The organism is Gulosibacter sp. GYB002 (assembly GCF_036577665.1).
GTDB classification, from domain to species: domain Bacteria; phylum Actinomycetota; class Actinomycetes; order Actinomycetales; family Microbacteriaceae; genus Gulosibacter; species Gulosibacter hominis.
Genome location: NZ_JARBDD010000014.1, coordinates 77,503 through 91,077, shown reverse-complemented (window position 1 = coordinate 91,077; position 13,575 = coordinate 77,503). Strand labels below are relative to the sequence as shown.

General features: G+C 62.6%; 10 protein-coding genes. 3 read left to right on the top strand and 7 right to left on the bottom strand.

All coding sequences use genetic code 11. The features are described from left to right. Positions 1-89 precede the first annotated feature (89 nt). Positions 90-347, top strand: coding sequence for a preprotein translocase subunit SecG (gene secG, locus PV375_RS08400; protein WP_201516961.1), 258 nt, complete (start codon positions 90-92; stop codon positions 345-347). Between the two features lie 14 nt (positions 348-361). Here the strand turns inward: secG and pgl are convergent, their stop codons facing one another. The 6 genes from pgl to tkt all read right to left on the bottom strand — a co-directional run bounded on the left by pgl (position 362) and on the right by tkt (position 8,609). Continuing rightward, positions 362-1,102, bottom strand: coding sequence for a 6-phosphogluconolactonase (gene pgl, locus PV375_RS08395; RefSeq protein ID WP_332106915.1), 741 nt, complete (start codon positions 1,100-1,102; stop codon positions 362-364). A 53-nt stretch (positions 1,103-1,155) separates the two neighbouring features. After that, a complete protein-coding gene (locus tag PV375_RS08390; RefSeq protein ID WP_332106914.1) occupies positions 1,156-2,136 on the bottom strand; it encodes a glucose-6-phosphate dehydrogenase assembly protein OpcA in 981 nt (326 codons plus the stop codon). Then, positions 2,133-3,686, bottom strand: a complete 1,554-nt coding sequence (gene zwf, locus PV375_RS08385) for a glucose-6-phosphate dehydrogenase (RefSeq protein WP_332106913.1) — start codon at positions 3,684-3,686, stop codon at positions 2,133-2,135. Before zwf ends, PV375_RS08390 begins: the two co-directional genes overlap by 4 nt. Before the next feature lie 3 nt (positions 3,687-3,689). Continuing rightward, complete coding sequence (locus PV375_RS08380) at positions 3,690-5,291, bottom strand: glucose-6-phosphate isomerase (protein ID WP_332106912.1); 1,602 nt, start codon at positions 5,289-5,291, stop codon at positions 3,690-3,692. Between the two features lie 67 nt (positions 5,292-5,358). Further along, the gene (gene tal, locus PV375_RS08375) at positions 5,359-6,453 is read right to left on the bottom strand and encodes a transaldolase (protein WP_332106911.1); all 1,095 of its coding nucleotides are present in this window, start codon (positions 6,451-6,453) and stop codon (positions 5,359-5,361) included. 56 nt (positions 6,454-6,509) lie between these two features. Continuing rightward, positions 6,510-8,609, bottom strand: a complete 2,100-nt coding sequence (tkt, locus tag PV375_RS08370) for a transketolase (RefSeq protein WP_332106910.1) — start codon at positions 8,607-8,609, stop codon at positions 6,510-6,512. Positions 8,610-8,910: 301 nt separating this feature from the next. Between tkt and PV375_RS08365 the strand changes: the two genes are divergently transcribed. Together PV375_RS08365 and PV375_RS08360 are read left to right on the top strand one after the other, a co-directional pair. After that, entirely contained in the window at positions 8,911-9,819 is a 909-nt protein-coding gene (locus PV375_RS08365; RefSeq protein WP_332107102.1) for a heme o synthase, read from the top strand. 181 nt (positions 9,820-10,000) lie between these two features. After that, the gene (locus PV375_RS08360; protein WP_332106909.1) at positions 10,001-11,665 is read left to right on the top strand and encodes a family 20 glycosylhydrolase; all 1,665 of its coding nucleotides are present in this window, start codon (positions 10,001-10,003) and stop codon (positions 11,663-11,665) included. Here the strand turns inward: PV375_RS08360 and PV375_RS08355 are convergent. Further along, positions 11,658-13,466: a pyruvate kinase gene (locus PV375_RS08355; RefSeq protein ID WP_332106908.1), complete on the bottom strand. Its 1,809-nt coding sequence runs from the start codon at positions 13,464-13,466 to the stop codon at positions 11,658-11,660. The genes PV375_RS08360 and PV375_RS08355 overlap by 8 nt on opposite strands. Between the last annotated feature and the right edge of the window lie 109 nt (positions 13,467-13,575).

Genomic DNA, 13,575 nt, shown 5'->3' with positions numbered 1-13,575 from the left:
GTGGCGTATCACCGTTAGACTGTTACGAGGTCTGGCTCCGGGCAGGCCTCGTAACAGCATTCGGTGCCATCCGTAAACAAGAGGTTTCTGTGGACATCTTCCTCATCATCCTGCAAGTCTTGCTCGCTATCACCAGCGTGCTGCTCGTGCTGCTTGTGCTGCTGCACCGCGGTAAGGGCGGCGGTATTAGCGACATGTTTGGTGGCGGGATTACCTCGAGCGCACAGTCATCGGGTGTGGCCGAAAAAAACCTCAACCGCATCACCACCTGGGTGCTCGTGTTTTGGGCACTCATCATTGTGCTGATGGGTATTATCACCAAGTACCAGACCCCCGGCCTGGCGTAGCGGGCGAGCTACGCTCAGCTGAGCGCGGCATCGTCGGCATATAGCCGCAGCGATTCTTTTGCGGCAATCCGAGCAATCGGATAATTTTCCCGGTTTTCGCCGAGCGCATCCGCCAGCGCGTCGCGTTTACCGGCCCCGGTTGCGTACACCGCCACCATCCGGGATGCATTGATCAGCGGCAGCGTTAGCGATACCCGTTCGGCGGGCGGCTTAGGGGAGTCGTGCACCGCAATCGCAACCCGGTCGGTCACCTCGACCCCGGCCAAACCGGGGAAGAGTGATGCAGTGTGTCCGTCGGGACCCATCCCGAGCAGCATCACATCAAATTGCGGAGTACCGGATGCATCCGCGGGCAGCGTGCGAGCGATTTCGTCACTGTAGCGGGCCGCTGCGGCCGCCACATTCACCACAGCACTTGCTGCGGGCACTTCGTGCACCTGCTCATGATGCACATCGGCAGCCTCAGCTAGCGCAGCTGCCAGCAGCGTGGCATTGCGTTCGGGATCCTGCACGGGCAGAAATCGTTCATCGGCGAACCAAAAGTGCACCCGCTGCCAATCAAAACCGGCGGCAGTGCCGGCACGGAAAAGCTGCGGCAACACCACGTCTCCGAGTGAGCCACCCGAGACCGCGATCTGGATGTTTTCGGGAGCTTCGGCACGGCGAATCAACCAGTTGAGTACATCGTCAACGAGAGCTGCGGCCGCAGCCGCCGGGGTGGGCGCGTGGACGAGAGCAGCGTCGCGCAGCGACATCAGATCCTCCATCTGGGTGGTGAGCGGGGATGTGTTCGGGGCTGGCGCGCTAATTATTGCGCGCCGTGGTGGTCATCGAGCTGCAGGCGCGGAACACCACGAAGCAGCACATCGGCGTACACCTCATCGGGGGCCAGTGAACGAAGTTCTTCGGTGAGCACTTCGGTGACCGTACGCACCGGCAGCGGGATGAGCTGCTCGGGTTGCTCCTCCTGGCTAAACCGCAGCGTGTCGGCAGCAATACGTTCGAACACAAACGATCCCGAGTTGCGCTGCAGCGTGACCGAATAGAGGTTCACACGGCTGTTGGCGCTGAGATGCTCATCGGTCTCATCGGCGATTGGCACAATTTCAACCGGAACTTCAAGGAAGTGCTGCAGCCACGCCGACATCAGCAACGGCACCGTACTGCCGGCACGGCCAACGACGCGGGCGCCCAGCACCGTCTCAAACGGTGGTTGATCGAGCACCGCCGCCAGCTGTGCACGCCAGCCGGTGAGGCGGGTCCAGTCGAGGTGCGCATCCCCGGGGTGAAAATCGGCGGCCAGGCGCCGCAACCGCTCGAGTGTTGAGGCACAGTGCGGTAGCTGGTTGGTAGCCTCATCAACAATACGCACGGCCGCCAAACGTCCCAGGGGAGTCGTCGAGGGCGAGCCGCCGGCCCAGCGAGGCCACCAAACCACCACGGGCGCGTCCGGCAACAACAGGCCCTGCACGAGCGTCTCGGCGTCTGCAGCTGCCTCGCCACTGGCGTGCAGCACCACGACCTCACCGGCACCGGCATCGCGACCGACACGGATTTCGGCATCCAACTGGGTTTCGGCATCGGGACTCGTGTGGATCACGATGACGCGCATCGGGTGCTCGCTGCTGGCCTCATTCGCGGCGCGAATGGCTTCTTCATCCACCGTGTTTTCGTTAACAACAACGAGTGTGAGCACTCGGCTGAGCGCCAGCGCGCCGCCCTCCTCACGCACCTCAACGAGTCGGCGGGCGATCTGCGAGGTGGTGGTGTTGGTCAGTTCGATAATCACGGGCGCCTCCACATCCGTCCGTCACGACGCATCAGCGCATCCGCCGACGCCGGCCCCCAAGAACCGGGACGATAGATTTCGGGTGCTCCGGCCGCTGCCCAGTACTCCTCAATAGGGTCGAGGATGCGCCACGATAGCTCCACCTCTTCGTGTCGCGGGAAAAGGGGCGGGTCACCCAGCAGCACGTCGAGGATGAGCCGCTCATAAGCCTCAGGACTCGACTCGGTGAAGGCGTGTCCGTAGCCCATATCCATGGTCACGTCACGCACGCGCATCCGAGCACCCGGCACTTTAGAACCGAAACGCATTGTCACGCCCTCATCGGGCTGCACGCGAATCACGAGGGCGTTGGGCCCGAGCGAGGCACGTTCGGCAGGAGCAAACAGGTGCACGGGCGCCGGCTTAAAAGTGATCGCAATTTCGGTAACGCGGCGGCCAAGCCGTTTACCGGTGCGCAGATAGAACGGCACCCCCTGCCAGCGACGCGAATCAATTTGCAGGCGCATCGCGGCATATGTTTCGGTGAGCGACTCGGGGTTCATCCCCTCTTCTTCACGGAAGGCGCATACGCGTTCGCCGCCCTGCCAGCCGCTGCCGTACTGGCCGCGGGCTGTGGTGAGTCCGAGATCATCACCGAGCCGCACCGCCGCAAGCACCTTTTCTTTTTCGGCACGCAGATCTTTGGCGGTGAACGAAAGCGGTTCTTCCATCGCGGTGAGCGCCAGCAATTGCAGGAGGTGGTTCTGGATTACATCGCGGGCAGCGCCGACCCCGTCGTAGTAGCCAGCGCGACCAGAAACGCCGATATCTTCGGCCATGGTGATCTGGACATGATCCACCCAGTTCGCATTCCACAGCGGCTCGAACATGGTGTTTGCAAAGCGCAGCGCCAACAGGTTTTGCACCGTCTCTTTACCGAGATAGTGGTCGATGCGGAAGATCGAATCGCTCGGGAAGCACGACTCAATGATGTTGTTGAGCTCGCGGGCGCTGGCCAAATCGTGACCGAACGGCTTTTCAATAATCACCCGGCGCCACTGATCGCCGACCGATTCGGCCAGGCCCGAGCGGCGCAGCTGCTCGGTAACGGCGGCGAACGAGCGCGGCGGAATTGACAGATAGAAGGCGTGGTTGCTGCGGGTTCCACGATCACGGTCGAGCTCGCCGAGCACTCGGGTGAGTTCATTAAACGCCGCATCGCTGTTGAACTCACCGCTCACGAAACGCACGCCAGCGGCCAGCTGTCGCCAGACTTCTTCATTCCACTCGGTACGCGCATGGGCGCGAACACTCTCGAGCACAAAACTGCGGAACTCATCGTCGTTCCACTGGCGGCGGCCAAAACCAACCAGTGCGAACGAGGGCGAGAGCAAGCCGCGATTGGCCAGATCATAAATGGCCGGCAGGAGCTTTTTTCGGCTGAGATCGCCCGTAACGCCGAACAGCACGAGACTGCTGGGGCCAGCGATGCGATCGAGACGCCGCTCGACTGGCGGCCGGAGCGGATTATGAGTGGCCGAAACAGGAACCGGAGTCAACTCTGTTGCCATCCCCTAAAGATCACGAAGTGCGTCGAGCAGCTGCTGTGAACCGGCCTCGGGGTCGGTCAGCTCCAGGCGCAGCACCGGCATACCCGCGGCTGCCAGCACCGATGCATCCCCGGCTGCCTGGGCGGCAATCAGGCGACCAAAAGTGAAAGGACGGCCGGGGATTTCAACGTCAACGTCTTCATCCGTGGTGATCTGCAAGAACACTCCCACACGCGGTCCGCCCTTGTGGAATTGACCGGTCGAGTGTAGGAAGCGCGGAGCCCAGCCGAAGGTGACCGGACGACGCGAACGATGCGCGATCAATTCGCGGGTCTGAGGGAGCAGCTCGGCGGCCAGTCGGTTGGCGTAGGCCTGGATGCTGACATAGCCACCCTCGGGCAGCAGCGCGAGCAGGGCCGCGACAGCGTCCTTGACTGATGCGTCGCCTCGCAGCACGTCCTCGGTGCCACGCACTGCGATTGCGCCATCAATAAATGCGGCTGCCTCGGGCTCGGGGGTGTTGTCGAGCAGTTCGCGCGCGGCGGCCTTTGCCGACTCAACATCGGGCTGGTCGTAGGGGTTGATACCGATAATTCGACCGGCCACAGCAACCGCCACCTCCCACAGCAGCATTTGCTCGGCCAGTGTGCCCGAAACGGCAATCTCATCGCCCTGTGCGGGAGTGTCGGCGGCGTCGGCGACCAGCCGGACCACCTGCAGATCGGGAATGGGGAGCCCAATTTCTGGTGCATCCGCGCCGAGCACTACCGGTAGCAGTCCCTTGCCCTCTTTACCGGTCGATTCGGCAATGAGCTGTTCGGCCCAGTCGCCGAACCCGACGATCGGGGTGCCATCCTCAACGATTCCCACATAGGTCTTGAGCGGGGCGCCGCCGGCAAGCGCGGCAGCGAGCACGAGGCCCGGGTTGTCGGGTGAGTCGGCGGCGAGTTCAGCGGCCACGGATTCGGCGTCGGCAAGTACCGCGGCAATATCCAGACCGGCGAGTCCCGTGGGGACCAGCCCGAAAGCGGTGAGCGCCGAGAACCGGCCACCGACGCTCGGGTCGGCGAGGAAGTGGCGGTAGCCCGCCTCCTGCGCCCACTGTGCGAGCGGCGAGCCGGGATCGGTAACGATGCAGATGCGTTCGGCCGGGTCGATGCCGAGCTGCTCAAACGCCGCGATGAACGCGCGACGCTGCGAGTCGGTCTCGACCGTCGAACCCGACTTTGACGACACCACGACGGCGGTGTGCTCGAGGTCGGATTCGAGCACGTCGGCAACGTGTTCGGGATTGGTTGAGTCGAGCACGTCGAGTTCGATTTGGGCGGTGCGCGCCATTACCTCGGGTGCAAGTGACGAACCACCCATACCGCACAGCACGATTCGCGTGACCCCTTTTGCGCGCAATTCATCGCGGGCCGCGGTGATGTGCGCAACCAGCGGCTTTGACACTTCGTGGGCCGCCGTCCAGCCAAGCCGTTTGCTTGATTCGTCGACCGCGGCCTCGCCCCATAGCGTGGCGTCCTGTGCAAATAGCCGCGAAGCGAACTGCTCGGCGACAAGCTGATCGAGATAACGTCGAGCTGCACTGGTGGCAGCGTTTGCGGTAGAAACCTTGATGGCCATGAGCGGTACTTTCTCGGTAGAGCGGGCTGCGGTGGTCGACGGGTTTAAGCGGGGGGCTTGCGTGAGCTTATTTGGCGGCGGCGAGCTGATCAGCGACGGTTTGCTGCAGTTCACGCCACGAGACAATGAATTTTTCAACGCCTTCACGTTCGAGCAGCTCGACCACCTCGGTGTAGGAAATGCCGGCGGCGTCGATCTGATCGAGCAGTCGATTAGCGTCGTGGTAGGTGTCGCGAATTGAATCACCGTGTAGCTCACCGTGGTCAGCGAATGCCTCGAGCGTTTTTTCGGGCATGGTGTTGACGGTGTTGTTTGCGACTAGCTCGGTGACGTAGAGCGTGTCGGGCAGCTGCGGGTCTTTCACGCCGGTGGATGCCCACAGCGGGCGCTGCAGCTGTGCTCCGGCATCGAGCAACACTTTGGCGCGCTCCGAGCTGAACATTTCTTCAAACAGCTGGTAGGCAAGGCGGGCATTCGCGAGCGCGGCGCGGCCGCGCAGCTCGTGGCCCTCACCCAGCCGGCGGTCGATCTCGACATCCACGCGCGACACGAAGAACGATGCGACCGAGTGGATACTCTGCAGATCATTGCCGCGTTCGAGCGCCTGTTCTAGACCGGTGAGATAGGCGTTGATCACCTCGCGGTAGCGGGGGAGCGAGAAGATGAGCGTGACGTTCACCGAAATCCCGGATGCGATCGCCTCGGTAATTGCCGGCAGGCCCTCGACGGTTGCCGGGATCTTGATCATGGCGTTGGGGCGGTCGACCTTCTCCCACAGTGCCTTCGCCTCGGCGATAGTTCCCTCGGTGTCATTGGCCAGCAGCGGCGAAACCTCGATTGAAACGCGGCCGTCGATGCCGCCGGTGGCGTCGTAAACGGGACGCAGCACGTCGCAGGCGCGACGCACATCCTCGGTGGTGATTTCGATGATGGCGCTGTCGACATCGGTGCCGGCAGCCGCGAGCTGGGCAACCTGTTCGGCGTAGCTTTCACCGTCACGCAGTGCGGCAGCGAAGATCGACGGGTTGGTGGTTACGCCCACAACATTGCGCTCGGTGATGAGCTGCTGCAGTGAGCCCGAGGTGAGTCGTTCGCGAGAGAGGTCGTCGAGCCAAATGCTGACGCCGAGTTCAGAGAGTGCCTGGGTGTTGGGGTTCGACATGGTGGTCTGGCTCCTCGGAGTTTTTGTCGGTACGAGAGTGCTGACGGGCTGGGCGACTACTTGCCGGCCGCAATCGATTCGCGCGCGGCGGCAACGACAGCCTCAGTGGTGATGCCGTAGCGGCGCAGCAGATCGTTGCCGTCGGCGGATGCGCCGAAGTCTTCAACAGAGACCGAGCGTCCCTGGCTGCCCACGAAGGGTGCCCAGGTGAGCGCCAGACCAGCTTCAACACTGACGCGAGCGGTTACCGCGGCGGGCAGTACCGATTCACGATAGTCATCGCTCTGCTGCGCGAACCATTCCTGACTCGGCATCGAAACCACGCGGGTTGCGGTGCCCTCATCCTCGAGCTGCTCGCGCGCGGCGAGTGCCAGCTGCACCTCCGAACCGGTGGCGATCAGAATTACCTCGGGAGCGCCATTGCGAGCCTCAGCGAGGATGTAGCCACCCTTGCTGGTTGCCGTGGCCGACGCGAGTTCGTCACCCCGCGCATCCCCGGCGCAGCGCTGCAGCACGGGCAGGTCTTGGCGGCTCAGAATGAGCCCCACCGGCGCGGTGTGGCGGCGCAGGGCTTCGAGCCACGCCTGCGCGGTTTCGGCCGCGTCGGCGGGCCGAACGATCTCTACGTTCGGAATGGCACGCAGCGAAGTGAGCGTTTCGACCGGCTGGTGGGTCGGGCCGTCACCGCCGAGCGCGATCGAGTCGTGGGTCCACACATAGATGGGTGCGATCCGCATGAGCGCGGCCAGACGTACGGCCGGGCGCATGTAGTCGCTGAAAATGAGGAAGGTGCCGCCAAAGGGGCGGGTGGGGCCGTGCAGCACGATGCCGTTAAGGATCGCGCCCATGGCGTGTTCGCGCACACCAAAGTGCAGCACCCGACCGGTAAGATCACCGGTCCAGGTCGAGGTGGAGTGCTCGGCGGGAACAAACGACTTCGCGCCCTTGATGACGGTGTTGTTCGAACCGGCAAGGTCGGCGGAGCCACCCCAAAGTTCAGGGAGTTCGGCTGCGAGCGCGTTAATCACCTGCCCCGAAGCCTTGCGGGTTGAAAGTTTTTCAACACCCTCGAAGGTCGGTAGCGCCTCGGCAATATCGGCGGGCAGTTCGTGCGCCATGAGCCGGTCGAACAGCGCCTTGCGTTCGGGGTTTTTGACAGCCCAGTCGTCAAAACGCGACTGCCACTGATCGCGCACCGGCTGCATCCGCTCGGCAAGACCGCGCGTGTACTGCAGCACCGCGTCTTCGACGATGAAATCTTCATCGGGGTTGAAGCCAAGGATTTTTTTCGTGGCGCGAATCTCATCCGCACCGAGCGCGGCACCGTGCGAAGCGCCGGTGTTCTGCAGGTTTGGTGCCGGGTATGCGATGAAGTTCTTGAGGATGATCAGCGAGGGCTTGTCGGTGACCTGCTTGGCGGCCTCGATCGCCTCGGCGAGCGCGGGCACATCTTCGGTGACTCGCGTGTGGTTGTTGGTCCAGTCGACCACTCGCACATCCCAACCGTAGGCCTCGTAGCGTTTGGCCACATCCTCGGTGAAAGCAATATTGGTGTCGTCTTCGATCGAGATGCGGTTCGAGTCATAAATCGCGATGAGCCGGCCCAGCTGCTGGTGTCCGGCCATCGAACCGGCCTCTGAGGCGACGCCCTCTTGCAGGCAGCCGTCGCCGGCGATCACATAGGTGTAGTGATCGAAGGGGCTCTCACCCTCAGGGGTGTCGGGGTCGAACAGGCCCCGTTCGTAGCGCTGCGCCATTGCAAAACCGACTGCGGTTGAGATGCCCTGGCCGAGCGGGCCGGTGGTCATTTCCACATGTTTGAGGTGGCCATATTCGGGGTGGCCGGCTGTGGGTGAACCCCAGGTGCGCAGGTTTTTGAGATCGTCGAGCTCCAGACCAAAACCGCCCAGGTAGAGCTGGATGTACTGAAGCAGCGAGGCGTGCCCGTTCGACAGGATGAAACGGTCGCGTCCCAGCCACTGGTCATCGGCCGGGTCATGGTGCATGACGTTCTGATAGAGCAGATGAGCTACGGGCGCGAGACTCATCGCGGTGCCGGGGTGGCCACCCTTTGCGAGTTCGACCGCGTCTGCGGCGAGCAGGCGGGCGGTGTCGGTTGCGCGCTGGTCGAGTTCGGTCCAGTTCACAGTGCTCAAGGTGGCTCCTCAACGAGTCGACGGTGTTGCGCCGTTTGGCTTTGCTTCGAGCCTAGCGCGCAGGCGTGGCTCTTCGCTGACGAAACCGCACGAGATGTGGGCGAGTGCGGTGAATTGCGGGATGGGCGCGGCTTTGCAGCCGCGTGACGTTACGTGACTCTGCGCGCGCCTGACGGTAGAATGCCGTGAACGCGTTTGTAAGGGATTGGTGTCTGTGTCAATCAAAAATATTGCCGGTGCGCACACCGGTTCGGTCCACCAAGTCGAGCCCGCGGGCTCGCAAGCTGGCGCCAAGGCGGGTGTGGCGACGCCGACCTGGCGTCGGAAACTGGCCGCCTACATCTCCCTCGTCAAACCGCGCATCATTGAGCTGCTGCTGATCACCACGCTGCCAACGATGATTCTCGCCGAGCGCGGTTTGCCCGATGTGTGGCTGATGCTCGGCGTGCTGGTGGGTGGGGCCATGTCGGCAGGCAGTGCCAACACCTTCAATTGCTATATCGACCGCGATATCGATCGCTTGATGAAGCGCACTTCGAAGCGGCCTCTGGTTACCGGTGAGGTTAGCGACCGCGAGGCGCTCATTTTTGCTTGGACGCTCGGTGTGCTGTCGACAGTGGTGCTGTGGGCGGTGTCGAACCTGCTGGCCGCGGTGCTGTCGGTGGTGGCGATTCTGCTGTATGTCGTGCTGTATTCGCTGATCTTGAAGCGTCGCACCGACCAGAACATCATCTGGGGTGGTGTCGCCGGATGTATGCCGGTGCTTATCGGCTGGGCTGCCGTGACCAACTCGCTCAGCTGGGAACCCCTCATCCTGTTCCTGATCGTTTTTCTTTGGACCCCGGCACACTACTGGCCGCTTTCGGTGAAATACGCCGACGACTACGACCGCGCTTCGGTGCCGATGCTCTCGGTTACTGAGGGGGTTGGCTCGGTGGCACTGCAATCGGTGATCTACGCCTGGGCCACGGTTATTGCCAGCCTGATGCTCGTGCCGGTGGCACCGATGGGCTGGGTTTACACGGCTGTTGCACTGCTTGGCGGCGTCTGGTTCATTTGGGAAGCGCACAAGCTGTACTTCAATGTGGTGCAGGATGATGGTCGAGCTCGGCCGATGCGGGTGTTCCATCTGTCGATCACCTACCTGACGCTCGTATTCCTCGCGGTGGGTATCGACCCGTTCGTCTATCTGACACTACCGGGGCTCTAAGCGGATGTGTTTTCGGCGAGTGTGGCTGACTGTTGTAGCGACAGCGGCCACACTCGCACTGTTATTACCATCGAACGCCGGGTTACCCGCGGCAGCGCTACCGGCGGCAACCGCAAGCACACCACCCACCGGCAGCGAGTCACCAGTCGCCGCCCAAATGCCATTTACGTCGATTCCGCCGGTGACGACGAGCGAACCGGCGACCGGGATCTGGGACCCCTCAGCACTTGAGCGCATCGTGGTGGTCCAAGCCGGGCTTACATCGTCGTCAACCGCCAATGACGTCGCACCCGGCGCGCTTCGCGAAGCTGACCGGCTCGCGCACGAGTTTGCCACGGCCGGGCTCGTGGCGAGCGAACCAACGATCACCTACACCTCGCCAGAAGTTGTCGAACAGCAGCCCGATGCGGCGCAGCTCGTGCTCGCGCTCGATGAAGGACACCGTGAGCGACGCGATGAGGACGACCCGAACGACAACGCCACCATTACGGTCGCTGAGCGCGGCATCACGATCAGTGCCGCTGACACGACTGGCCTGTTTCGCGGTGGCCGCGCACTGTTACAAACACTGAACGCTAATGGTGGCGTGAGCCACGGCAGCTACGAGCTGGGGCAGTCAAGCCCGACTCGCAGCGTGCATCTGGATGTTGCCCGCAAGCGCTATTCCGTCGAGACCATTGAGCAGCTGCTGTTGCAAATGTCGTGGCTCGGACTGAACGAGCTCGAACTGCATTTTTCAGAAAATGAAGGGTGGGCAATTGCGAGCGATGCGCATCCCGAAATCGTCAGTGACGATGCCTACACGAAAGCTGAAATCCGAGAGCTGATCGCCTACGCGGCCGATCTGCACATCCGCATCACCCCGTCACTCGATATGCCGGGGCATCTCGATCACGTGCTTGAAACGCATCCCGAATGGCAGCTGCGGGCGACCGATGGTTCGCCGGTATTTGGCGCGCTCGATATCAGTGATCCGCAGGCGCGCGAGTTCGCGTTCGAGCTGATCGACGAATACGCCGAGCTTTTTCAACCGGGCCCGTGGAATCTCGGTGCTGACGAATTTGTCGACTTCGCCGACTACAGCGAGATCGCGGTACTGAGCGAATATGCGCGGGCGAATATTGGCGCGGATGCGAACGCCTCGGATGCGCTCACCGAGTTCGTGAACGAAGCGGATGCGCGGCTGCAGCAACACGGCTACTCGGTGCGCGTGTGGAGCGACGGGATGCTGAAGGGCAGCTCGGTGGCGCTCAACCCGGAGATTACGGTGGCCTATTGGACGACGCGGCCCGCGGACGTAGCTGGTATTGACGAGTTCGCCGTGAACGGTAATCCGCTGCTCAATGTGAACGATGAGTACCTGTATTTTGTGCTCGGTGAACGGGTGGGCTATCGCTATCCCACCGGCGAAGCGATTCTCAGTGATTGGGGTGCCGGGGTTTTTCCGGGTGGACAGCTCGCGGGTGACGATGCCGAGGTCACCGGCGGCATGTTTGCGGTGTGGAGCGATATTCCCGAGGCGCTTGACGATACTGAATTGCTTGCGCGCCTGCGGTTGCCGCTTGCGGCGATGGGGTGGAAGCTCACTATCAGCGAAGAAGTGCCAGGCTGGGATGAATTTCAGCAGCTTGTTGAAAACACCGGCGAGCCGATTGCGGTGCCGCTGAGTGCGGATGGCAGCGAGGCGCAGGGGGAGTGGCCGGTCGAATCGAGCCGCTCGCTCACCGCGAATGAACCGGATGCGTCCGGCAATGGCCCGGGTCTGTTGCCGTGGCTATTCGCTGTGGGCGCAGCTCTAGTGGTAGCGGCGTTCGCCACATTTCGGCGCCGGCGGGCGGCTAACTGAGGTCGAAGGATGCGAGTGGCCGCATTAGCGAGCGCTTTTTATCGACATGGCCACCCATCCGCGAGAGGATCGAGTCGAGCGCCGAAATCGCTTCGACAATGAACGGACCCTTGTTCAACATCACCGCCTCGGCCCGGCGTGCCATGGCCGCATCCGTCACCTCGGCCCGCGAGGGCAGGCCCGTGCGAGCGAGTGAGTCGAGCACCTGCGTGGCCCAGATCACCGGCACGTGAGCGGCCTCACAAACCCAGAGAATTTCTTCCTGCACTTCGGCCAGGCGATCAAAGCCGAGTTCGACGGCGAGATCACCGCGAGCGATCATCACCCCAACTTCGCCCCAGCGCATTGCCTCGAGGAGCATCTGGGGGAGCGCCATAAAGCCGGGCTCGGTTTCGATTTTGAGGGTGATCGCCAGCCGGTTGGCACCGAGCTGCTCGAGTTCATGGATGAGGTCGGCGACGTCTTCGCGCGAACGCACGAATGAGAGATTCACCATGTCTGCGTGCTGCGCCACAAACGGCAGATGCGAGCGATCATCGTCGGTGAGTGCCGGAATGCGCAGGGTGGTGTCGGGCAGATTGATGCCCTTTTCAGCACGCAGCTTGACGCCAGCGGCACCGGCACGCACGACATCCACGACGATTTCATCCGGTGTAACTTCGCGGACGAGCCCCTCGATCTTGCCATCGTCAAAGAGTGCACGGTGGCCGGGACGCACATCACTGAACGCGGCCTCGAGTGAACAGCCGATGCGATGCACCCGCGTGGTGTGTGCGGGCTGGGGTGACATTTCCCGCTGCAAACGAATTTCCTCGCCGGCGAGCACGAACAGGTGCTGACGCACCTCGGGAAGCTCACCCACCGTGATCGCATCGAGCGCGCCGGGCTGGATCTGCTCACCGGTTTCGAAATACACCGTGCGGTCAAAGGTGACGACCACGGCAGTCTCATTGGCAGCGACAACCTGCAGTTTTCGCCGCCGGCCGCGAGCATCCCGCATCTTGAGCTGATCACCAACGCGCAGGTCCGATAGTTTGCCGCGCACCGGGATGACCGTCTCGATTTCGGTTGTGTCAGCTTCGACGCCCTCACTCTCGAGCACAAAACGCACGCGTGCGGGTTCGGTGACCACACCCTGATCGTTGCGTGTGGGTTTCACTTTGACGACTTTGGGGCCGGCTTCAAGGGGACCGGTGCGCAGTTTGGGGCCGCCGAGGTCCATTGCCACGAGCACATCACCGGGGAGTTCACGCACCGAATTCACCATCCGGCTCCAGGCGGTTTCATCATCGTGGGCACAGTTGATGCGAGCGAGATCCATTCCGGCGGCACCCATGCGGCGTACGAGGGCGTCATCATCGGCGGCCTCGGAGGGCATCGTCACCATGATGCGGGTGTCGCGATCAGCGCTGCTGTGGACGCCACCGAGGGTCGCCATGGTGTTGCGTTCGAGCACAAGGTCGCCACTGTCGAGCGCACCCCAGATGTCGTGACGGTGTCGTCCTTCGAGCATGGCTGCAACGGTCTCGATGACGGTCAGCAGCCACGAGAGCACCTCAGATTCGGTGCGGCCAAGGCTCGAGAGGCCATAGGCCGACAGCGATACCTGCAGTGGGCGCAGATCGTGCTGGCGAATTGCCACGTAGTGGACGAGATTGCGGGCGCTGGAACGATGCTGGGGCTGTACCGCAGCGATCTGGTCGACGGCCGCTGCCTCGGCCGCATACAAGCTGTCGCGCAGCGTGCACAGCTGCGCGTGCAGCTCTGGAAGTGACAGGACGTGAGCACGCTGGAATTCCATAGTCTTCATTGCATCGCATGAAGGTGAATTACGCGAGCATGTTTGCGGGCATCCCCACCTGCCGCGACTGGTCGGAACCAGCATCCCGCAGCAGTGAGCAGGCAGCGAG